At 64.4% G+C, this 22,101-nt stretch carries 21 protein-coding genes and 1 pseudogene; 4 read left to right on the top strand and 18 right to left on the bottom strand.

Translation table 11 applies throughout. The features are described from left to right. Window positions 1-209: 209 nt before the first annotated feature. Window positions 210-548, bottom strand: coding sequence for a P-II family nitrogen regulator (locus DXT59_RS11940; protein WP_020566534.1), 339 nt, complete (start codon window positions 546-548; stop codon window positions 210-212). Between the two features lie 379 nt (window positions 549-927). Between DXT59_RS11940 and DXT59_RS11935 the strand changes: the two genes are divergently transcribed. After that, the gene (locus tag DXT59_RS11935) at window positions 928-1,182 is read left to right on the top strand and encodes an accessory factor UbiK family protein (protein ID WP_116137111.1); all 255 of its coding nucleotides are present in this window, start codon (window positions 928-930) and stop codon (window positions 1,180-1,182) included. 133 nt (window positions 1,183-1,315) lie between these two features. On the opposite strand, the gene DXT59_RS11930 is transcribed toward DXT59_RS11935, so the two are convergent. Both DXT59_RS11930 and DXT59_RS11925 read right to left on the bottom strand, forming a co-directional pair. After that, window positions 1,316-2,149 carry a GSU2403 family nucleotidyltransferase fold protein gene (locus DXT59_RS11930; protein WP_116137110.1) on the bottom strand — a complete coding sequence of 278 codons (834 nt, stop codon included), beginning with the start codon at window positions 2,147-2,149 and terminating at the stop codon, window positions 1,316-1,318. Further along, window positions 2,146-3,285, bottom strand: a complete 1,140-nt coding sequence (locus tag DXT59_RS11925) for a helix-turn-helix domain-containing protein (RefSeq protein WP_116137109.1) — start codon at window positions 3,283-3,285, stop codon at window positions 2,146-2,148. Before DXT59_RS11925 ends, DXT59_RS11930 begins: the two co-directional genes overlap by 4 nt. Window positions 3,286-3,573: 288 nt before the next feature. Here DXT59_RS11925 and DXT59_RS11920 point away from each other — a divergent pair, with 288 nt between their 5' ends. Next, window positions 3,574-5,130, top strand: a complete 1,557-nt coding sequence (locus tag DXT59_RS11920) for a YifB family Mg chelatase-like AAA ATPase (protein ID WP_116137108.1) — start codon at window positions 3,574-3,576, stop codon at window positions 5,128-5,130. A gap of 488 nt (window positions 5,131-5,618) precedes the next feature. Here the strand turns inward: DXT59_RS11920 and DXT59_RS11915 are convergent, their stop codons facing one another. Further along, the gene (locus DXT59_RS11915; RefSeq protein WP_116137107.1) at window positions 5,619-6,152 is read right to left on the bottom strand and encodes a hypothetical protein; all 534 of its coding nucleotides are present in this window, start codon (window positions 6,150-6,152) and stop codon (window positions 5,619-5,621) included. A gap of 221 nt (window positions 6,153-6,373) precedes the next feature. Between DXT59_RS11915 and DXT59_RS11910 the strand changes: the two genes are divergently transcribed. Continuing rightward, window positions 6,374-6,904 (top strand): TlpA disulfide reductase family protein, encoded by a 531-nt coding sequence (locus tag DXT59_RS11910; protein WP_116137106.1) that lies wholly within the window; start codon window positions 6,374-6,376, stop codon window positions 6,902-6,904. A 33-nt stretch (window positions 6,905-6,937) separates the two neighbouring features. Here the strand turns inward: DXT59_RS11910 and DXT59_RS11905 are convergent, their stop codons facing one another. From DXT59_RS11905 to DXT59_RS11880, 6 genes and pseudogenes are all read right to left on the bottom strand, one after another. Beyond that, window positions 6,938-8,332 carry a sigma-54-dependent transcriptional regulator gene (locus DXT59_RS11905; RefSeq protein ID WP_116137105.1) on the bottom strand — a complete coding sequence of 465 codons (1,395 nt, stop codon included), beginning with the start codon at window positions 8,330-8,332 and terminating at the stop codon, window positions 6,938-6,940. Window positions 8,333-8,382: 50 nt separating this feature from the next. Next, window positions 8,383-10,323 (bottom strand): annotated as a pseudogene (locus DXT59_RS11900) (sensor histidine kinase); the annotation flags it as partial. Window positions 10,324-10,389: 66 nt separating this feature from the next. Next, complete coding sequence (locus DXT59_RS11895; RefSeq protein ID WP_116137103.1) at window positions 10,390-11,697, bottom strand: dicarboxylate/amino acid:cation symporter; 1,308 nt, start codon at window positions 11,695-11,697, stop codon at window positions 10,390-10,392. 511 nt (window positions 11,698-12,208) lie between these two features. Next, window positions 12,209-13,216, bottom strand: a complete 1,008-nt coding sequence (gene lipA, locus DXT59_RS11890; RefSeq protein ID WP_116137102.1) for a lipoyl synthase — start codon at window positions 13,214-13,216, stop codon at window positions 12,209-12,211. Next, a complete protein-coding gene (lipB, locus tag DXT59_RS11885) occupies window positions 13,209-14,009 on the bottom strand; it encodes a lipoyl(octanoyl) transferase LipB (protein WP_116137113.1) in 801 nt (266 codons plus the stop codon). Before lipB ends, lipA begins: the two co-directional genes overlap by 8 nt. Window positions 14,010-14,104: 95 nt before the next feature. Beyond that, on the bottom strand, window positions 14,105-14,428 hold the full coding sequence (locus DXT59_RS11880; protein ID WP_116137101.1) for a DUF2917 domain-containing protein: 324 nt from the start codon (window positions 14,426-14,428) through the stop codon (window positions 14,105-14,107). A gap of 113 nt (window positions 14,429-14,541) precedes the next feature. On the opposite strand from DXT59_RS11880, the gene DXT59_RS11875 reads away from it, so the two are divergent. Next, the gene (locus DXT59_RS11875; RefSeq protein WP_116137112.1) at window positions 14,542-15,456 is read left to right on the top strand and encodes a transcriptional regulator GcvA; all 915 of its coding nucleotides are present in this window, start codon (window positions 14,542-14,544) and stop codon (window positions 15,454-15,456) included. Here the strand turns inward: DXT59_RS11875 and DXT59_RS11870 are convergent. The 8 genes from DXT59_RS11870 to DXT59_RS11830 form a co-directional block, all read right to left on the bottom strand. Next, window positions 15,440-15,709, bottom strand: a complete 270-nt coding sequence (locus DXT59_RS11870) for a DUF493 family protein (protein WP_116137100.1) — start codon at window positions 15,707-15,709, stop codon at window positions 15,440-15,442. The two genes, DXT59_RS11875 and DXT59_RS11870, sit on opposite strands and share 17 nt — an antisense overlap. 13 nt (window positions 15,710-15,722) lie before the next feature. After that, window positions 15,723-16,952, bottom strand: a complete 1,230-nt coding sequence (locus DXT59_RS11865; RefSeq protein ID WP_116137099.1) for a D-alanyl-D-alanine carboxypeptidase family protein — start codon at window positions 16,950-16,952, stop codon at window positions 15,723-15,725. Window positions 16,953-17,330: 378 nt separating this feature from the next. Further along, window positions 17,331-17,957 carry an alpha/beta hydrolase gene (locus DXT59_RS11855; RefSeq protein ID WP_116137097.1) on the bottom strand — a complete coding sequence of 209 codons (627 nt, stop codon included), beginning with the start codon at window positions 17,955-17,957 and terminating at the stop codon, window positions 17,331-17,333. 29 nt (window positions 17,958-17,986) lie between these two features. Then, complete coding sequence (locus DXT59_RS11850) at window positions 17,987-18,319, bottom strand: (2Fe-2S) ferredoxin domain-containing protein (RefSeq protein WP_116137096.1); 333 nt, start codon at window positions 18,317-18,319, stop codon at window positions 17,987-17,989. 113 nt (window positions 18,320-18,432) lie between these two features. Continuing rightward, complete coding sequence (locus tag DXT59_RS11845) at window positions 18,433-19,002, bottom strand: ABC-type transport auxiliary lipoprotein family protein (protein ID WP_240324485.1); 570 nt, start codon at window positions 19,000-19,002, stop codon at window positions 18,433-18,435. Window positions 19,003-19,156: 154 nt separating this feature from the next. Continuing rightward, window positions 19,157-20,134, bottom strand: a complete 978-nt coding sequence (locus tag DXT59_RS11840; protein WP_116137094.1) for an MlaD family protein — start codon at window positions 20,132-20,134, stop codon at window positions 19,157-19,159. A 62-nt stretch (window positions 20,135-20,196) separates the two neighbouring features. Further along, window positions 20,197-21,075 (bottom strand): ABC transporter ATP-binding protein, encoded by an 879-nt coding sequence (locus DXT59_RS11835; RefSeq protein ID WP_116137093.1) that lies wholly within the window; start codon window positions 21,073-21,075, stop codon window positions 20,197-20,199. After that, the coding region (locus DXT59_RS11830; RefSeq protein ID WP_162878051.1) for an MlaE family ABC transporter permease at window positions 21,072-22,101 on the bottom strand (1,030 nt) is incomplete at its 5' end. The genes DXT59_RS11830 and DXT59_RS11835, both read right to left, overlap by 4 nt.

Here is a 22,101-nt window from a genome sequence, read left to right as displayed (position 1 = left end):
GGCGGCCGATGCCGGGGCGGCCGTTGCCGGGGCGGCCGATGCCGCGGCGGCGGGGGTGGAGGCGGCGGCAGCGGCGGACGAGGCGTCGTCGGCCAGCGCTGTGCCGAGGCCACCCACGAGGAGCGTGGCGGCCGTCGCCAAGGACATCAATAGTTTGCGCATCTTTCGGTTTCCTCTATGTCGCTAAGTCTTCGAATTTGGATTTCGAATTACAGGGCGTCTGCGCCCGTTTCCCCGGTGCGGATGCGAATCACTTGCTCGATCGGCGTGACGAAGATCTTGCCGTCGCCGATCTTGCCCGTGCGGGCCGCGCGCTCGATCGCTTCGATCGCCTGGTCGACGATATCGTCGGAGACGGCCGCTTCGATCTTGACCTTCGGCAGGAAGTCGACGACGTATTCGGCGCCGCGATAAAGCTCGGTATGGCCCTTTTGCCGACCGAACCCCTTCACCTCCGTGACCGTGATGCCCGATACGCCGATCGCCGACAACGCCTCGCGCGCTTCATCGAGCTTGAACGGCTTGATGATTGCGGTAATGAGCTTCATGAATATCCCTCTTTTCGTTGCGAAAACTGTGTGGCCGGCACCGCCGCCAGGCGGTGCGGATCGGCACCGAATGCCTGTCCCCGAGTCGTGCGGCCAGAAAAAGCAACAGGTGTGCCAAGCGTGTTATAACGGCGCCGGGAACGCGGTTTGCGCGGCAGGCGCCGGAGCTAGCCGAACGGCCAGCAAAGGCCTGCCGCGCTGGCGTGGCCCTGCGATCGTTGCTAGAGTGTCCGCACGCCCGAACCACGGGTACGCACCAACGACGCTCGTCGGTGCACGCGCGCGCGGCCTTGGACGCACCAAGTTCGATCATCCGTGCATCGCCGGCGCAAGTCGGGAAAGAAGCTGCACGTTTTTTGTGCAACGAAGGGGAACCATCATGAAGCAACCGAATGATTTATTTCAGGATTTTCAGAACCGGATGAGCGAGCTGCTGAAGAACTCGCCGGCGAAGGACGTCGAGCGCAACGTGAAGGCCATGCTGTCGCAAGGCTTCTCGAAGCTCGATCTCGTCACGCGCGAGGAATTCGACACGCAAACGCACGTGCTCGCGCGCACGCGCGCTCGCCTCGAAGAGCTCGAACGCCGCGTGGCCGACCTCGAACAGCGCCTGGCCACGTCGCAAGAGTCGTAGTCCGCCCGCCGCGCCCGTACGGGCGCATACGCCCGGCCTTTGGGCGTCCCCCTCGAGACGCAGCAACGTAGTCCGGGTCGGCCGATGCGCCGCCCGGTTCAGCTGGTCGAGAGGTGATGACTCACGCCGTGTACTAGACCTCGCCGAAGAGTTCTTCGAAGCCTTCCCTACACAGCTGTAGCATCGCTTCAGGGTCCCGCTTGTCATCAGGAATCTCTGCCGCTTCTCGGATCACGTCGTTCATCTCCGAGAACAGCGCTCGCACGCCTTCGCGAATCGACTTTCGCTGGTTGGCATGCAGCGTAGCCTCCAGTTCGTGCCAGACTGGAACTAGATCACTCTCGATTGCTCCGTAGAAGATCTTGAGCGTGTCGCTTACGTAGAGGACGTCCTGAGCGCGCTTTTTCCCTTCCCGTCTGTCCCGGATCAAGAGCTTCTGGACCATGAAACTCACCGGGTTCGGCACGCGAAGATCGACCACAGCCTCGGATAGCCCGGACTCTTCTTTCGGGATGGTCACAAGCCAGGGTTCGAACAGGAGAACTTCGAGGAAGCGAAGTTTTTGCGCGACGACGCCGGCGTGCAGTTCGGTCGCGTCCTCCTTCAACCCTCCTTTCCCGTCGCGCTTTTTCCCGCTACCGGTGAGCGGCGTAAGAAACTCAGCGTAAAACCCGTTTTCATCGCCACCCAGGCTGTAGCGCATCGCCGGCGGCCTGAAACCGCCCGCAAGGTTCGGTTGTTCCGTGAAGCCAGCCCCTTCCAATGCCGCCTTGATATCCCCTTCGCGGAGCTCGCGCTTGTCGTATGCCACGTCCGCGTCCTGAGTGAAGATCGGTTTGTGGTCCGCCGTGTAAGCGCGCGGGTCATAGCCATAGAGCCGGAATGCCCATCCACCCACGAAGACAATCTGCGTGCGCCACGGCTCCAACGTCATGGCAAGTCTGCTGAATTCCGCCAAGCCGCTCACATTTTTTCTCCCACTACTTTTGCCAGAATGCCGTGCTCGAGTTCGGCGGCCTGCTCCGCACCGCGCGTCGGTTCGGCGGAAACATCAAGCCATGTCTGGATGATGTCGGACACCCAGAGCCCATCACGCATCACGCGCCCGCGAAGCAGCGATTGCGGATACGGGTGCTGCTTCAGGATCAGGTCCGGCCGTTCGCCCTCGCGCGCGCGCCTCAAACCCCGCCACCCTTCAGCCGCTGCGAGATCGAGCACCCAGACGGCCGTTATCGCGCCATGAACGTGCCCTACGCGCAGAGCGTCGGCCGCCGCAAACTGGCCCAGCGTCGCCCCCTCTTCGCGCTTGAGCGTCTTTCGTAACTGCTGCTCTTCGGCCACACCACCCACGAGATATTTCATCGGCACGCCGACGGCCGGTTTCACGTACGCTGCCTTCCAACGTTGCGCAAGCTTGCGTCGCTGCACGATCCGCAAATGCGGCGCCCATTCGACCAAGCCCTCTTCTTTCAGCGCATTGATGAGGCGAGTGGCGCTCATGACAGATACTTGAGCTTCCCGCGCAAGCTCGGTCGCCGTCATGTACGTCTTTACCGGAGCACTTATTAGGCCCTCGCGCTTGATGTCGGCCGCCAGCAGGAGCTTCAGCATCCATTGGGCAAGGTCGGAAAAAACGAGCGTCGGCGGTGCCGAATGGCTGCTGCGCCGCACGCTCGCCGGCTGCTCTTTGGCCTCCAGTTCGGGGAAATCAGCGTACAGCGGCACGTCTGAGAGGATGGCGAACGGTTCACCGCTTCCATACTCCTTCTGGAAGTCCACGAGCTTTCTGATGAGAGCACGCGATGCGACTCCCACCCAGAGGATAACAGCCGGGCGAGATCGGTCGTGTCGCCCGCTCGCGCGTGCGCGCGACTCCAGCAGAGCCTGCGAGAATAGCGGGATAGCGCGATCGGCACGCCCTTCGGTCAGCGCCTTCAATACGGCGTGATACGTTTGGCCACGCGGGCTCGTCAGAATGAAATCCGCACCCTTGCCGTCCTCGCCGTTCTCAAGGACGTCCCATCCCTGGCTCTGGAAAAGCGCATGCACGGAGTGGCGCGCGAGGCGGTCGGTGGCTCCGGTTGCGAAGTGTATGCCGTCCATATCACTTGACCATGTTATTTCAGCTGGCCATGTTATTTCACATGGCCATGTTATGCTCGAACTCGATTCGAGGCAAGCAAAAGGCTATCGCACTTGTAGGCCGAACGGCCAACGATGAGCGGCGGGTGCCCCAGAGCCATCTGCCGTTGCTACAGTGATTGTGACACGCGGGCGCCGTGCGCGAACCCATCGCCACCGCGCCGCGCTATCGCAATCAGAGGACCGTCCCAGTCCTCACCTTTTGGAAAAGCCGCGAATACCTCGGCGGCCCGGTTCTGAGGAGAACATATGTCGCTTGCCGTGGTGCGCTCGCGCGCGCCCGCTTCCGGCCGCGCGCCCGAAGTCACCGTCGAAGTTCATTTAGCCAATGGGTTGCCGTCGTTTTCGATCGTCGGTTTGCCCGATCTCGAAGTGCGCGAAAGCCGTGAGCGTGTACGCGCGGCGCTGCAAAACTGCGGCTTCGAATTTCCCGTGCGCCGCATCACCGTCAATTTGGCTCCGGCCGATTTGCCGAAAGAATCGGGGCGCTTCGATTTGCCTATTGCGCTTGGGATTCTCGCGGCTAGCGCGCAGATCCCCGTGGGTGCGCTCGGCGAGCGGGAGTTTGCCGGCGAACTTTCCCTAACGGGCGCGTTGCGGCCCATGCGCGGAGCGTTCGCGATGGCTTGCGGCGCCGCGCGTAGTGCGTCGGCCGCGAATGCAGTTGTCGCGGCGAGGGATCTGCCGGAACTGTACCTACCGGCGGCAAGCGCCGCCGAGGCGGCCCTCGTACCGGGCGTCGCCGTCTACGGCGCGGCCGATCTCCCATCGTTGTGCGCGCACTTATGCGGGAAGTCCGATGAGCGCCTAGCGCCGGTGGTCGCCGCGCCGCCCGAGCGCGATCGAGGCGGATCCGCGCCGCCCGATATGGCCGACGTCATCGGTCAGCAAGGCGCCCGGCGCGCACTCGAAGTGGCTGCGGCCGGCGGACATCACGTCCTGATGGTCGGGCCGCCCGGCGCCGGCAAATCGATGCTGGCCGCGCGGCTGCCGAGCTTGCTGCCGCCGATGACCGACGACGAAGCGCTCAGCTCGGCCGCCCTGCTGTCGGCCAGCGCACACGGATTTTCGCCGGCCGATTGGCGGCGCCGGCCATTTCGCGCGCCGCACCATTCGTCGAGCGCCGCGGCGCTCGTTGGGGGCCGCAATCCGCCCCAACCCGGCGAGATCACGCTGGCTCACCTCGGCGTGTTGTTCCTCGACGAATTGCCCGAGTTCGACCGGCATGTGCTCGAAACACTACGCGAACCGCTGGAAGCCGGCCGCATCACGGTCTCGCGCGCGGCGCAGCAGGTCGATTTCCCCGCGGCGTGCCAGTTGGTCGCCGCCATGAATCCGTGTCCGTGCGGCTGGCGCGGCGATCCGGCGGGACGCTGCCGATGCACGCCGGAGATCGCCGCGCGTTATCTACGCAAACTCTCGGGACCGCTACTCGACCGGATCGACATCCAAATCGAGTTGCCGGCGCTGATGCCGAACGAGCTATCGGCGCGCTCCAGCGAAATCGGGGAGCCCAGCGCATCGATCGCCCGGCGCGTCGAGCAAGCGCGAGAGCGGCAACTCGATCGGCAAGGCAAGACAAATCGCGAATTGAACGGACGCGAGATCGATGAACTCTGTCAGCTCGACGGCGCGGCCGAATTGCTGCTGCGCGAGGCCAGCGAGCGATTCAAATGGTCGGCTCGGGCCTACTACCGCGTGCTGAAAGTGGCGCGGACGATCGCCGATCTAGCCGGTGTGGCGATGCCCAAGGCGGCACATATCGCCGAGGCCATTCAGTATCGCCGCGTCTTCTCGTCGCCCTGAACGGACGAAGGCGATAAAGCGAAGCCATGATCCATCCATCAACCCGCTTCGCCTACGTCACGCAGGGCAAATTAGCGACAAGTCATGTCAATTGCGGGCCATATCGTGGAACCGGCTCGAAGCCGAAGCTCGGATCGGCCCGCAGCAGCAAAAAAATTGCTGTCAAGACTTGACTTATGCACACAGTCGCCTTTCGTGTGCTCTGACGTTCGTTTAAAGCCAATGCTTCAGCCGTCGGCTATATGTTTTTGATTTTTATAGCTTTTCATAGATCGAAACGTCGTAGGAATCCGATGCGACGCCCCGTCGAAGGGGCTTTGAGCGCCGCAGCACCCGATTTCCCCACAGAGTTATCCACAGTAGCTGTGGATAGACCAAAAACCTACAAGAAATCCGGGGATTAGCGCAAATTCCTACGATGGAACCTTCATTCGTATGCACGCGCGTCAACTCGTGGCCTGCCGCGCCGACGTGCCGCGTTCCGCAAGCTAATCGAGCTTCAGCGACCCAAAAAATTGATCCGTTTGTTCCTCGGGCGGCGCTTGGGGCGCGATGATGGCGGCTTGATAGACATGGCGCCCGCGCGCGGCCACCCACGCGTGAATCGTGCGCCTCTCGCCCGCGTCGCCCGCCACGCCAGAGGCCACGATATCCATTCCGGGTACCGCCGCGCCGCTTGCCGCCCGGATCTGCACCGCGTGCTCGGCGGCCGATGCACCGACGTTGCGCGCCAGCGCCTGGCGCAGCGCGTCGGCCACGGTTCGTCCGAGCTCGGCGTCCTCGCGCGGAAGGTCGACCACGGCCACGGCAAACACCGCGCCTTGCGTATGGGCGGCTCGCACGTGCATCGGCAGCGCGTTGCCCGCGATTTGCACGCGCCGCTCGTCGACGGTCGGTTTGGCGGGCAGATCGACCGAATAGCCTTCGGCGGCATCGGCCACCGTACGCCAGTTGTAAGCCGGCGTGCATCCGGCGCCGAAGAGCGCGGCAAGCAGGGCGGGAAGCAAGAAGGAGAAACGCATAGGGGATGGCGAGCGGAAGCGATTGGCTGGCTAGATAAACGCGAAAGCGCCATTATCCGCCACCGCGGATGCCTTTTTCGCCATCGCGCGGGCGAGCAGCGCGGCACTCGGCTGCGCTTTGCGAAAGGGGGTAAAATGGCGGCGCCGAATCGCGCAGACGGCAGCTCGCCATCGAGTTGCCCGCCTATTCTCGCCGCGCTCGTCCGCAAGAGGTCGTATCCATGAGCCAAAGCCCAGCTTCCCCCACCCGCCGCGCCGGAGCGCTGCGTTACGTTGCCTTCGCCTGCGCGGCCGCCGCCATCGCGATCGCCGGATACTTCACGTTCGGCCGCAGCCAGCAGGTGCCCAGCGCCACGTTCACGCTGTTGTCCGGACAAAAGCTGTCCACGTCGGAATTGAAGGGCAAGGTCTACCTCGTCAACTTCTGGGCGACCGACTGCGAGACCTGCATCAAGGAAATGCCGCAGATGGTCGACACGTTCAACCGCTACAAGGGCCAGGGGCTCGAGTTCGTGGCGGTGGCGATGCAGTACGACGCGCCGATGTACGTCGTGAACTACACCCAAACGCGTAAGCTGCCGTTCAAGGTCGCCATGGACGACGGCAGCGCCGCCAAACAATTCGGCAATGTCCAGATGACGCCGACGACGTTCGTCGTCGACAAGGACGGCAAGATTCTCAAGCGTTACGTCGGCTCGCCGCAATTCGCCGAACTCGATCAACTGCTGCAAAAGGCATTGGGCTCGGCCTGAGCTTCTTCGTTCGATCGCACGCCCGGCCCCCGGCTAAGCAGCGCCATCCTTTCCGGCCTCGCCTCGCTCGGCGAGGCCGTATCGTTTGATCTTCTCGTAAAGCGTCGCCTTACCGATCTGCAGTTCGTCGGCGGCTGCCGACACGGCGCCGGCATGTTGCTCTAGTACATCGGCGATGGTCGCGCGCTCGAACTGCTCGACGCGCTCCTTCAACGAACGGGCCGGCTCCCCACCACCGCCAGCGCCGAGCCCGCTCGAAGCCGACGCGGGCTCGATCCCCAGCACGAATCGATCGGCCGCATTGCGCAGTTCCCGCACGTTGCCGGGCCAGTCCCGCGCCATCAAATCCGCTCGCTGGCGTGCCGTCGGCAAGGGGGCCGGGCGACCATAGCGCACCGCGGCCTCGAGCACAAAGTGTTCGAACAGCGGCACGATATCCTCGCGCCGTTCGGTCAGCGGCGGCACATCGATCGTCACGACGTTGAGCCGGTAGAACAAATCGCGCCGGAACGTCCCCGCCGCAACGAGCGCCTGCATATCGCCCTTGGCCGCTGCGACCACCCGCAGGTCTACACGCACGGGTTGATTCGAGCCTAATCTCTCGAGCGTGCCCTCCTGCAGCACGCGCAGGAGCTTCACTTGCAAGGGCAACGGCATGCTCTCGATCTCGTCGAGAAACACCGTGCCGCCCGACGCGTATTCGAGTTTGCCGATGCGGCGTTTCGCCGCGCCCGTAAAGGCACCCGGCTCGTAGCCGAACATCTCCGACTCGAACATCGCCTCGGGCAACGCGCCGCAATTGACGGCGACGAACGGTTTGTCCTGACGCGGAGACAACTCGTGCAGACTGCGCGCGACGAGTTCCTTGCCCGCGCCCGTATCGCCGATGACGAGCACGGGCGCATCGGTCGGCGCGACGTTCGCAATGAGCCGGCGCACTTCGCCGATCGCCGCGCTGCGGCCGATGATGCGCGGCACGAGTGCGTCGCGCACCGCCAACTCGCGCCGCAACGCGGCGTTTTCGAGGACGAGACGCCGGTGCTCGAGCGCACGCCGCACCGTATCGACGAGACGTTCGGCCGAAAACGGCTTTTCGACGAAATCGTAGGCGCCGTCGCGCATCGCCTGGACGGCCATGGAGATGTCGCCATGCCCCGTGACGAGAATGACGGGCACCTCGGGCGCTGCCCGCCGGCACTGGGCGAGCAGGTCGAGACCGCTGGCGCCGGGCAGGCGGATGTCGCTGACGATGACGCCCGCGAACCGGTCGTCGAATTGACCCAGCGCGCGCTGCGCTGCTTCCACCGAGTCATACCCGTTCACGGCGAACCCGGCCAAATGCAAGCTTTGCACGCTCGCTCGGCGCACGAGCTCGTCGTCTTCGATGAAGATCACCTGTACGCTATCTGCGGATGCCGTCGGGTTCATGGCGATGTCGAAATACCATAGAAAAGAAGATCCACGCCGTCCAAAGTGCGTTAGCTCGTCGACGCCGGGTCGCTTTGCTGCCATGCGCTCTGCGACGCCGTCGTCGCGCGGCGCAGCGTCAAAACGAACGCCGCCCCGCCGCCCGGCTCGTTGCGCGCGATCAGCGCGCCGCCGCAATCGCGCGCGATCGACGAGGCGATCGCCAAGCCGAGTCCAAGCCCCTTGCTGGCTGCCTTCGTGGTAAAGAACGGTTCGAATAACCGAGGCAGCGCCTCGGCGCTGATGCCGGGTCCGTTGTCGCGCACGGTGACCGATAGCGCCTCTTCGCTCACGTCGACATCGATCGACAGGCGCGGCTCGGTCACCGGCTCCAATACATCGAGGGCATTGCCGATCAAGTTGATCAGGGCTTGTTCGAGACGCAGGCTGTCGCAATGAACGATGAGCGGCGGGGAGTCGGCCCGCAAGTCGATGGACGCATAGGCACTGGTCGCACCGAGCGAGTCGCGACTTTGCGGGTCCGGCAATCGCGAAACCTCGCGCATGCGCACTTCGAACGACACGCGGCGCAGCCTGTCTTGCAGCACGCCGCACGCGTTGCGTAGCGCGCGGGCCAAATCGCAGCAGGCATTGGTCGGCTGCGCGCGGCCGACGAACAGTTTCAGTTGATTCGTGATTTTGCCCATGCGCTCGGTCAACGAGCCGATCGCTTCGAGATTCTCGCGCGCGGCCGGAAGCTCGCCGCGCTCGATCAGCACGCGCGTGTTGTCCGAGAACGTGCGCAGCGCCGCGAGCGGTTGATTCAATTCATGCGTGATACCGGCGGCCATCTGCCCGAGCGCGGCGAGCTTGCTCGTCTGCAACAACTCCGCGTGTGCCGCGCGCAACTCGTTTTCCGCACGCGTGCGTTCGGCCACCTCGGTCAATAGCTGCGCGTTGGCGGCAGACAGATCGGCGGTACGCGCCTCTACGCGCTGGTTCAACTCGGCATACGCGCGTTGCAGCGCGGCACGTCCCGCCTCTCGCTCACGCGCCCGCGCGCGACGCATGCGCCAGTAAAACGCGAGCAAGCAAAGCGAGATGAAACCGAAGCCGACGGCGGCGGTCGTGTTGCGCGCATCGTCGACGACCGATTCCACCGGGGCAAGCGTCATCAATTGCCAGCCGGGCGTGCGCACGGTGCGTTCGATGAGCAGGTAATACGGCGAAGCCGCGCGCGCGCCTACGCGCACGATCCGTAGATCGGGCGTATCGAGCGCGCGCACCGGCGTGATAGGTAATTTGGCGATCGGCACGCCGGCGTACTGGCGCGTTTTCTCGATCGATTCGGCGATATCGCTGGGCAGATCGCGCACCGCTCGATATTTCCAAGCGGGTACCGACGACAGAAAAATCACGCCGTGCTTGTCGGCCACCAAGACGGGCTCGTTCGCGTCGGCGCCCGGAAACCATTCGAGGTTGAGCTTGAGTACCGCCACGCCGACGATGCGTCCGTCGCGGCGAACCGGTTGCGAGATGTAATAGCCCGGGACGCCCGACACCGTGCCGATGCCGAAGAATCGGCCGACCTGCGTCTGCATCGCATCGATAAAGTACGGGCGAAACCGGTACTGGGAACCGACGAAACTATCGGGCCGATCCCAATTGCTGGCGGCCATGCATCGGCCGTCGGCGCGGATGATGTAGGAGACGTCGGCGTGCGCGTGCGCGTTCGCGTCGGCGAGGTAGCGGTCGGCACGCGCGAGCGCGTCGGGGGAGCCCGTATCGAGCGCCTCGGCAACGAGCGGGTGGCTCGCGACGAGGTAGGACAGCGATTCGTAGCGTTCGAGCGTATCGCCGAGCGCATTGGCTGTACGCTCGGCCCGCGCGGCCGCCTGCTGTTGTAAAACGTCGATCCCGCGCAGCCAGGCGATGCGCCAGGTGGCCACGCACACGGCAAGCAATGTCGCGGCGAGCGCGAGAACGACGATCAGGCGGCGAGTCACGATGGCTGGGCGTAGGCGAACACGTAGCCTATTGTGTCATAGCCTACGAGCCGCGCCTGCGCCGCCAAGGTATTAGACGCCCGCGCTATTCGTCTGGGCTTCGGCGTCCAGCGCTTGCGCACCGCGTCCGAGCGCCGCGCGCAGCTTCGAGCGATCGAGTTCTTTTTCCCAAGCGGATACGACGACGGTGGCCACCCCGTTGCCGACGATATTCGTCAGCGCACGGCATTCGCTCATGAAGCGATCGATGCCGAGAATCAGCACCATGCCCGAGAGCGGAATCGTCGGCACGACGGCAAGCGTCGCGGCGAGCGTGATGAAGCCTGCGCCCGTCACGCCGCTCGCGCCCTTCGACGTCAGCATGGCGACGGCGATCAGCGTGAGCTGCTGCGTGAGCGTGAGGTCGGTATTCGTCGCTTGCGCGATGAACAGCACCGCCATCGTCATGTAGATGTTCGTGCCGTCCAAGTTGAACGAATATCCGGTGGGCACCACGAGGCCGACGACGGAGCGCGAGCAGCCAAGCTTTTCGAGCTTGGCCATCAATTGCGGCAACGCGGCTTCGGACGAACTCGTGCCGAGCACGATCAGCATCTCTTCCTTGATGTAGCCGACGAAGCGGATGATGTTGAAGCCGACGAGCCGTGCCACGGTGCCGAGCACGACGAGCACGAACACTAGCGAGGTCAGATAGAACGTGCCGATCAGCTTCATCAGCGGCAGCAGCGAGCCGATGCCGTACTTGCCGATCGTGAAGGCCATCGCGCCGAACGCGCCGATCGGGGCGAGCTTCGTGACGATGCGCACGATCCCGAACAGCACTTGCGAGACGCTTTCGACGAAGTCGGTCACGGGCTTGCCGCGCTCGCCGATCGTCGCGAGGACGCTGCCGAACAGCAACGCGACGAGCAGGATCTGCAGGATCTCGCCTTGTGCGAACGCATCGACCATCGTGCGCGGAATGATGTGCATGAAGAAGTCGACGGTGCTCTGGCCGTGCGCCTTGGCGGCATACGAGGCCACGGCTTTGCCGTCGAGCGAGTTCACGTCGACGTTGAAGCCCGCGCCGGGTTTGAGCACGTGCGTGGCGATGAGCCCGAGCACGAGCGCGAACGTGGAGATAACCTCGAAGTAGAGCAGCGCCTTGCCGCCGACGCGGCCGACCTTCTTCATGTCCTCCATCCCGGCGATGCCGGAGACGACCGTGCAGAAGATGATCGGGCCGATGACCATCTTCACGAGGTTGATGAACGCGTCGCCGAGCGGCTTCATGTCGACGGCGAGCGCGCTCGAGAAATGGCCGAGCAAGACACCGGCGATGATGGCCGCAATGACCTGGACGTAGAGGATTCGGTAGAAGGGCTTCTTCAGAGGACGCATCGATGTCTCCCAGCTTGAAATAAGTCGACCGGCCAAGGCGACCGTTCGTGGGGTCCATCGATTGCAAGGTCGATGCCAATGCGCAATTCGCGCTTAGTCTTTGATTTTATTGCTATTTTTTTACTTGATCGTGAGCCTAAGTCCAGGTTTCCGGAAACCGGGTTCTGCGGCATCCGGGTTGCCGGAAAGGCTCAAACAGTCTGAATTGCAGGCACGGACGGACGAATCGGAATTTGCACACATACAAAGACCATTCGTCTGCATAAAGCAGATCCACGCAAGGGAGCGTGATGCAGCCACAAAAAGTGAATGAATCTAAGGACGACAACCCGATATGGGGTGAAGCAGAGTTCGCTCAGGCAAGGACCGCTGAAACGGTGCTCCCGGAACTCTTCGGCCACGAAGTGGCTGAGCAGATGTTAGAACGCGCTAGTGCAACCGATCATCCAGACCGGCCGCGCTAGCGCGCAATTAGGTCCCGCGGGAAACGTCGCTCTCTACCCGATAACCGTCAAACCACGCCCTCGACGCCCGCGTCGTGCGCTTGTTGATCGGCGTGGTAGCTCGAACGCACCATCGCGCCCACGGCCGCATGCGTGAAGCCCATCTTGTAGGCCTCTTCCTCGTACATCTTGAACGTATCGGGATGCACGTATGCGCGCACGGGCAAATGATGCTCGGAAGGCTGCAAGTACTGGCCGATCGTCAACATATCGACGTCGTGCGCACGCAAATCGCGCATCACCTGCAAGATCTCTTCTTCCGTCTCGCCTAGGCCCACCATGATGCCGGACTTCGTCGGCACCTCGGGATGCAGCGCCTTGAAGTCCTTCAAGAGCTTCAGCGAATGCGCATAGTCCGAACCGGGACGCGCTTCCTTGTAGAGCCGCGGCACCGTTTCGAGATTGTGATTCATGACGTCGGGCGGCGCCGCGTTCAGGATCTCGAGCGCGCGATCGAGGCGGCCGCGGAAGTCGGGCGTCAGAATCTCGATGCGCGTCGCCGGCGACTGCTCGCGAACTTGCCGAATACATTCGACGAAATGGCCGGCGCCGCCATCGCGCAAGTCGTCGCGGTCCACGCTCGTGATCACCACGTACTTGAGCTTGAGCGCCGCGATCGTGCGCGCAAGGTTAGCCGGCTCTTGGGTATCGAGCGGATCGGGACGGCCGTGGCCGACGTCGCAGAACGGACACCGGCGCGTGCACTTGTCGCCCATGATCATGAACGTGGCCGTGCCCTTGCCGAAACACTCGCCGATGTTCGGACAACTGGCTTCCTCGCAGACCGTATGCAGGTTGTGCTCGCGCAAAATCTGCTTGATCTCCGAAAACCGCGAGCTGCCCGTCGCGGCCTTCACGCGGATCCACTCCGGCTTTTTCAGCTTCTCGATCGGTACGATCTTGATCGGAATACGTGCCGTTTTCGCTTGAGCTTTCTGCTTGGCGGTCGCGTCGTAGGGAGTCGCGGCTTGCGATGCGTCGGAGGCGGCAGCCGGTTGGGCGTTAACGTCAGTCATTCGGTGATCCAATCGATGAGCGAGCGCGCGGTGCGTCGCCGAGGTTCGCGGCGAGCCGCGCCGCTAAGGTTTCGGCCACTTCGTTCCAGCCGGCGGCGACGCCGAGCGTCGCCATATCGACCGTCTCCAGTCCCGCATAGCCGCAAGGGTTGATCGCGAGAAACGGCCGCAGATCCATCTTCACGTTCAGGCTCACGCCGTGATAGCTGCATCCGTTGCGGATTTTCAGGCCGAGCGCGGCGATCTTCGCGCCCTCGTGCCCGCCCGACCCTTGTCCCGGCGCCACGTAGATGCCGGGCGCGCCGGGCCGGCGCACGCCGACGAGATTATACGCCGCGAGGGTGTCGATCACGGCTTGCTCGATGAGCACGACGAATTCGCGCACCATGAGCTTGCGCCGGCGCAGGTCGAGCAGCAGATAAGCCACGACTTGGCCGGGACCGTGATAGGTGATCTGTCCGCCCCGGTCGACTTGCACGACCGAAATGGCGGGATCGGGAACGAGCAAGTGTTCGGGCTTTCCCGCCTGCCCGAGCGTGAAGACGGGCGGGTGCTCGACGAGCCAAATTTCGTCGGGCGTATCGGCGGTGCGCGCCTCGGTGAACGCGCGCATCGACTCGAAGGCGCGCTCGTACGGCACGGCGCCCAGCCAACGGACGATCGGGGGCGCGATAACCTCCGGCGCCTCGGCAACGGCACTGCTGCTCTCGCCGCTCGGCACCGCGTCGGGCGCCCCCGCATTCGAAGAAAACGGCAACGGGCGGACGAAAGAAGAAGTCGATGCGGCACACATAATGGCCGCCAGTTTACCGGAATCGGCAGGGGTCCGCCCGCGGCGCCCGGAGCGCGCTCGCATGCCATCGAGCTACTCCGGACCCGAACGCCGCGTCAAACCGTGCGCCAACCGCTCCAGCGCGCCGCCCACCAGTCGGAGAGCGCGCTCGCCAAATCGGCCAGCACCGCCGTGCGCCGCAACGGCGCGACGAACGCCACGCACGCCGCCCGCGGCCCCTCGCTGCTGAGCCAGAGGCGCTCTCCGGGCCGCAGGCGCAGCGAGTGACCGGGCTGTAGCCAATAGTCCTCGACGTCGTTGCTGCGCGTCACCCAAACGGGCGAACCGTGGACGGATAAGCGTGTGCTATGCGAAATCATCATCGGCAGCGTTTCGCCAGGCGCGATTTCGAACGTGATACTTGAGGAAATTTGTCGCATGATCGTCTCACCACAAGGTTGCTCCGTGCCTACAATCCTAGACACGCCAAGGCAATCGACCAAACGATCAATTCTCACGTCGATGTGAGAAAAAGTAACGAATGAGGCAACCCGTGAACCTTCGACAACTGCCCGCATTGAACGCCTTGAGGGTATTCGAGGCAGCCGCCCGGCACGAGAGCTTCTCGCGCGCGGCCGAGGAGCTGTTCGTAACGCATGGCGCCGTGAGCCATCAAATCCGGGCGCTGGAAGACGAGCTGGGCACGGCCTTGTTTATGCGCGAAGGCAAGCGAGTCCGCCTGACCGACGCGGGCTGCCGCTATGCCAAGGACGTCCGCACCGCGCTGATCTCGCTCGCCGACGCGACGCGCGAAGTACGCGAGGGCCAGCGGGCCCGGCGGCTCGTCGTGTCGTCGGTTTCCTCGTTCTCCGCGCGCTGGATCACGCCGCGCATCGGGCGCTTTATCGAGCGCCATCCGGAAATCGATCTCGAACTGTTGTCGACCAACGTCTTGACCGATTTCACGCGCGACGACGTGGACGTCGGGATCCGGTTCGGTACCGGCCCCTATGTCGATTTGCATGCCGAGGCGCTGCTGGACGAGGTCTCGTTCCCGGTCTGCGCCCCGACGTTCAACGGCGGTGCGCTGCCGAAGACGCCGGCCGAATTGGCCGCATCGCCGCGCTTGCTGCGCGCGGACGATCGGATGTGGCGGCATTGGTTCGAAGCGGCGGGACTCGCGGGCGTGCAGGAGCCGCGCCGCGGCGTGCTTTATCAAGATTCGTCGAATCTGCTGCAAGCAGCGCTCGACGGGCAAGGCATCGCGATCGTCAGGCGCTCGATCGCGGCGCACGAACTGGCCACGGGCCGGCTCGTGCGGCTGTTCGCCATCGAGGCACCCAGCGCGGCCTCGTATTGGTTCGTCTGCCCGCCGCCGCTATTGGCAAGCGTGCGGGTTCAGGCGTTTCGCACGTGGTTGATGGAAGAAGTCGCGAGCTTTCGCGCCCAGCTTACAGCACGACCTTGACCATCGGATGGCCGGTCAAGGCGCGATAGATGTCGTCGAGATGTTCCCGGCTCTGCGCGCGCACGGTGACGGTCAAGCCGATGTAGTTGCCGCCGCTCGACGGCCGCGTTTCGACGCGTGTCGCGTCGAAACTGGCGTCGAACCGCTGCACGACGGTTACGATCGTCTCGGCGAAGTCGGGGTGCGCCTTGCCCATCACCTTGATCGGAAAATCGCAAGGAAACTCGAATAAGGACTCGTTCACCGGGCTCATGCTCGTACCTCCGTCACTTCTTCTTGCCGAACATCAGCAAGAGCGAATCCCAAATGCGGCCGCCGATACCCGCTTGCGGAACGGCTTGCAGGGCAACGATCGGGAACTGCGTCAGCGTCTTGCCGTCGGCGGCAATCTGCACCGTACCCACTTGCTGGCCGTTCGCAATCGGTGCGACGAGCGGCTCGTTCAGCACGAATTGCGGCTTGATCTTCTCGCCCATCCCGCGTGGCACGGTGATGTATTGATCGCTCTTCACGCCCACTTGCACCGAGTTCGCGGCGCCCTTGTAGACGCGCGGCGTCTGCACGGATTGATTGGCTTTGAACAGGCGCACCGTATCGTAAGCCGAGTACCCGTAGTTCAGCATCTTCATGCTGTCTTGCACGCGCTCGTGCTCTTTCTCCTCGCCCATCATCACGCTAACGAGGCGGCGCGAAGCGTCGGGCACGCCCGGCAACGGCCGTTTGGCCGAAGCAATCAGGCAGTAGCCGGCCGCTTGCGTATGCCCCGTCTTCAACCCGTCCACGGTCGGATCGATCCAGAGCAGCCGGTTGCGGTTAGGCTGCTTGATCTTGTTGTAGGTGAAGTCCTTGATCGAGAAGATGCTGTAGTACTCGGGGTAGTCGCGGATCAGATGCGCCGAGAGCACGGCCAGATCGGCGGCCGTCGTGTAATGGCCCGGCGACGGCATGCCGTTCACGTCGGCATAATGCGTCCCCTTCATCCCGAGCCGCTGCGCCTCCGCGTTCATCATTTCGACGAAATGCGCCTCGCTGCCGCCGACGAGTTCGGCCAGTGCGATCGCCGCGTCATTGCCCGACTGAATGATCATGCCGTAGACGAGGTCGTGCACGCTGACCGGCTTTTGCGCCTCGATGAACATGCGCGATTCGTCGTTGCGCACGCGACGCACGGCTTCGCTCGGGACCACGACCTGATCCATCGAAATCTTCTTCGTCTGCAAGGCTTCGAAGACGAGGTAGGCCGTCATCAATTTCGTGAGCGACGCGGGTTCGACGCGCTCGTCGGCATTACCCGAGGCCAGCACTTGATTGCTCGTCGCATCGACGAGCACCCACGAGCGAGCCGTCACGGCGGGCGGAGGTACCTGCGCGCTCGCGGCCGGCGCATACAAGGCACCCGCGGCGAGTGTCGCGGCCGTCAATGCGGCGGCGCCGAGCGAGGAAGAAACGAACGAGGAAGCAACAACGGGCGGGAGACGGAACGAGGAAGAACGCATAGATCGATTCGTGCAGAAAAGCGAAGCGCGCGGACGCGCGCGATCGGGAAATGCCGGCCGCCGGTCGGCGGTTTTCACCGCCCGTCACGGCGCACGATGAACGAGCGACGCGGCTTGCGCGGCGCCCGTTTGACTGGCGGCGCACGATTCGGTTCGCGTCGTTCGCTCCCGTGTGCCGATGCTTTACCCGCTACGCATGAGACGTATGGGGCCGCATCGACGAAACGGCGCGCAAAAAATTTCGCCCATTATACGCGGCACGTCCGGCCGAAAACGGGCTTTTCTTGCCGAAAACGCGCAGACGCCGGCCGTTTCCAGCCCTTTGCGCGCTCGGTGCGCGCGCCGATTCGTCAGGGCAATGCAAGCCTTCGCGGCGACTCAACGCCAAGCGTCGACGACGATCCGCTTCAAGATGTGCAGCTTGCGATGGAGGAAATGCTCGGCACCGGGAATGACGACGACCGGCAGCTCTTGCGGCCGCGCCCACTCGAAGACGGACGCGATCGGCACCGTATCGTCCTGTTCGCCATGAATGACCAACGTGTTCTCGGGGACGTTGGCCACCTCGAAACGGCTCGCGGCGGTGCCGACGAATACCATGCGTTCGATGCTTTGCCCGCGTTCGGTCAGCATGCGCGCAACGTGCGAGACGACGGCCGTGCCGAAAGAGAACCCGGCCAGCACGAGCGGCAGCGATGCCTGCCCCGGCTGCTCGCGCATATGCGCGATGACGGCAACGAGATCGTCGCGTTCGCCGACGCCCTCGTCATAGCTGCCTTCGGTTTGCCCCACGCCGCGGAAATTCGAGCGATAGGTGACGTAGCCGAGCTGCACGAGCGTACGTGCCAGCGTTTGGGCGACCTTGTTATCCATCGATCCGCCGAACAGCGGATGCGGATGCGCGACGAGCGCGATACCGCGCGCGTCCCCTTCCGGACGATCGAGCGCAACCTCGATTTTTCCGACGGGACCGTCGATGAGAAATTTCTGCGTATGGACGTTCATGAGTGACGCTATGCGAGCGTGCGCGAAGCTCAGGCGGGTTGGTCGATCAAAAGACGCTCGACGACCTTGTCGTCCTTCAAATGGGAATCGACGATTTCATCGAGATCGGTCTCGTCGATGTAGGTGTACCACGTGCCTTCCGGATAGACGACGATCGTGGGTCCCTCCTCGCAACGGTCGAGGCAGCCCGCCTTGTTGATCCGGACCTTGCCGGCGCCGGCGAGACCCAGTTGCTTCACGCGCTTTTTCGTGTGGTCGATCATGTGCTCCGCGTCGCAGCGCCGTCCGCAACTGGGGCGATCGGCGTCGGGCGCGCGTTGGTTCGTGCAGAAAAAGACGTGGTACTTATAGAAGGAATCCATGGTCTAGCGCTCCGAGAGAGTGCCGGCCCGCCGCGAGGACACCGGCATGGCGCGGGCGGGATGAGGCGGTCGGCCGATTATAGCGAGCACGACGCGCGCTCGCTCGGCCGCCCTCATCGTGCCGCCGCGCTCGCTTGCATCCCGAGCCACGCGACGAGTTGGGCCACGAATTGGTCGCTCGCGGCCGCGAGCGCCTGCACGCCGCCCGCCGCGTTGGCCGTGCTCGCCGGCGCGCGCGCCTCGAACGTCTGCTGCGCGACGAGCACGCCGTCGCGCGTTAACGTCGCGCGCGCCCTCAGCAATGCGTGGCTTTGGCTCTCGCTGTCGAAAACCTGCTCGAACGTGTCCAGATCGATCGTGAGCAGCGGCGCGTTCACCGAGTCGCCGCCGCTCAGCACGGCCCCGCGCGCGGCTAGGGCGCCGCGCACGCGTTCGGTCAACAACTGAGCGGGACGCATCGTCCAATGGCTGTTCGCGTAGGCCGCCGTGCGATGCGGGTCCGCATAACTCATGCGGTAGCGGATGTCGTCGGAGTCGAGCGAGGCCGGCGAGCGCACGTCGAACAAGCGCAACGTCGGCAGCGGCCCAAGGTAAGCGGGCGGACTTTGCGGGCCGAGGTCATAGCGGACGTTCGCGAGCGCCGCCGGCGTGCCGAACGCGCAACCGCCGATCGCGCCCGCCATGGCCGCGGCCGCAAGCGCATAGCCAACTGCCCTCGTTGCGCGCGCAACCGCGCGTCTCCCGCCGCGTTCGGCGGTCGGATCGGAACACGTTGTCCGTGCGGATAGGCTTCGATCGGTCGTCCGTCTCATGCTGTACGCTCCCTCGTCGAGTCTTTCAATGTCCCTGCGCGGCTGCCGAGGGGGCGGGCGCGGGCCACGCGAAACCGGGTTCGCCGGGGCCCGGCTGCGCGCGTCCCACGCCGAACAGCACGCTGCTCGGGCTCGTGCTGAAGGCGTTGGCGGCACGATCGAACGCGCGCGCCGCGCCGCCAACGTCGGTGGCAAGCGCATTCACGCGCGGTAGCGTTTCGTAGTCGAGGCGCGCCGACATTTGCTGCAGCGACGTATCCATCGTCGCCAACGCCCCGCCCGCGCGATCGGCGGCCGAGCCGATCTTGTTCAAGTTCGCCGTGAGCGGCCCGCTCGGCGAAGCGAGCGTCGTCACCAAGGCATTCGTCGAAGCGAGCGTGCGCGTGAGCGCGTTCATCGTGCCCGGTAGCTGCGCGGCCGCGGGAGCTGCCGTCTGCGCGAGTTGCGTGACCGCATCGGCCGCGTGCTGCAGGCTCGACGCCGTGGCGAGCAGTTGCGTGCGCGTTTGATCGGACAGCATCGCGTCGGCACGCGCGGCTACGCTTTGCAACTCGCTCATCAGCGCATCGCCGCGCTCTTGCAGTTGATCGAGCAGCCCGGGCCGCATCGGCAGTTGAGCCACATGCTTTTCCGAGGTCGGCACGGGGGCGAGATCGGTGCCCGTATCGTCGAGTTGGATGAACGCGATGCCGGTCACGCCCTGCAACCCGAGACTCCCGAACGTGGAGCGCGTGATAGGCGCGCTTTTGTCGACCGCAATGCGAATCACGATCGTGCCCGGATGCGCCCGGTCGAATCGGATCGATCTCACCTTGCCCACTTCGAGCCCACGGTAGCGCACATCGGCGTCGGTCGAGAGCCCCGTGACGTTCGTATGCGAAATCAGATCGTAGGGAACGCGCACCGTGCGGTCGAGATTGAACCAGAATACGGCGAGCGCGATCGTAAGCCCTAGCCCGATCGTGAACAGTCCCGCCCAAAACGCATGTGATTTGTTTTCCATCGCATTGTCTCGTCGTTGCGCGGCGCCTTACGAGGCCGCCCGCCGCCGCTTCGGCTCGCGCGTCATAACGGCACCTCGCTTGTCGCCGACACGAGCGCGGCCGGCGGCAGCTTCGCGCGGCGCTCGGGCGGCAGCGCTTGCAACGCCCGCCGGCCGCGCCTACCCAGAAAGAACTCGCGAACGAACGGATGATCGACGGCCGCCGCCTCCTCGACCGGCGCGGCCACGAGGACGCGACGATCGGCGATGACGGCTACACGCGTCGACAGCGAGGTCATCGTATCGAGATCGTGCGTCACCATCACGACCGTCAGGCCCAGCGCCCGGTGCAGGGTGGCAATCAGTTCCACGAAGTCCTCGGACGCTTTCGGATCGAGGCCGGCCGTCGGCTCGTCCAAAAACAGCAACTCGGGCTCCAACGCGAGCGCCCGCGCGATGCCCACCCGCTTGATCATGCCGCCCGAGAGCGCGGCCGGCATCTTCGAGGCATGCTTGCAAGGCAGCCCCACCATTTCCAGCTTGAGCATGACGATATCGTGCAAGAGCGGGCCCGGTACCTTGCCGAGTTCGCGGATCGGCTGCGCGATATTGTCGAAGACCGACATCGACGAAAACAGCGCCCCTTGCTGAAACAGCATGCCGATGCGGCTGCGCATGACGCGGGCCGTTTGCTCGTCGATCGACGACGTATCGCGCCCGAATACTTCGATGGTACCCGCGGTGGGCGCCTCGAGCCCGAGGATCTGGCGCACGAGGGTAGTCTTGCCCGAGCCCGAACCACCGACGATCGAGACGATTTCACCGCGCCGCACGTCGAAGTTCAAATGCTCGTGCACGGTCATCGCACCGTAGCGCTTGGTCAGATCGCGCACCTCGATTACCCGCTCCGCGATCGCGGGCGGCGGCACATTGCGCACGGCGGCGGTCAAGGGAGTGCTCATAGCCCGACGTTCTGAAAGACGATGGCGAAAATCGCATCGGCGAGGATGACGACCGTGATCGAGGAAACGACGGACGAGGTCGTTCCCGTGCCGAGGCTTTGAGAGTTCGGTTTGATCCGAAAGCCGAAGTGGCAAGCGACGAGCGCGATCAACATGCCGAACGCAACGCCCTTGCCGAGCCCGATCCATACGTTGGCGATCGGCACGACGCCCGGCAGCGCGCGCACGAAGTAGGCCATATCGATACCGAGGACGAGTTGGGCCGCGAGCGCCCCGCCGGCCAGGGCGACGATGTTCGTCCACATGACGATGAGCGGCATCGCGATCGAGAGCGCCACGACGCGCGGCAGCACGAGCCGCCGGCCGTGTGGGATGCCCATGACGAGCATCGCGTCGAGTTCCTCGGTCACGCGCATGACGCCGATTTGCGCGGTGATGGCCGAGCCGGAGCGCCCGGCGACGAGGATGGCCGAGAGCACGGGGCCGAGTTCGCGAATCACAGAGAGACCGAGGATGTTGACGATGTATTGATTCGCGCCGAACAGGCGCAACTGCTGTGCCGACAAGTAACTCAGCACGATGCCGATCAGAAACGCGACGAGCGCCGTGATCGGCAACGCCTTCGCCCCGGCGCTATAGACGTTGGCGGAAATCTCGAGCCATGGCGCGCGCGAGGGGCGGCGCAGCACCGAAAGCGCGTCCAGGACGAAGCGGCCGAACATCGCCATGGCGCCGTAGGCGTGATCCGCGAAACCGAGCACCGCCCGGCCCAAAGCCGTGACGATATCGACGCGCGGCACCGGCTCCGGCGACTCGCGTTGTGTTTCGAGCAAAGCAATGCGCGCGAAGATGTCGCGCTGGGTGTCCGTCAACGCGATGTGCTCGGGCATTTTGCGGCCCCAGACGCGCCAGAGCGCCTGCCCGCCGACGTGGTCCATCCGCTCGACGGCCGACAGGTCCCATTGCGCGGGCGCCGCACGCGCGAGCGCGGCCAGGCGCGAGGTCGCGCCGGCGCGGGCGCGGTCG

This window comes from Trinickia diaoshuihuensis, assembly GCF_003390925.1.
GTDB classification, from domain to species: domain Bacteria; phylum Pseudomonadota; class Gammaproteobacteria; order Burkholderiales; family Burkholderiaceae; genus Trinickia; species Trinickia diaoshuihuensis.
Note: the sequence above shows the minus strand (reverse complement) of the source record. Positions and strands in the feature narration are given on the sequence as shown.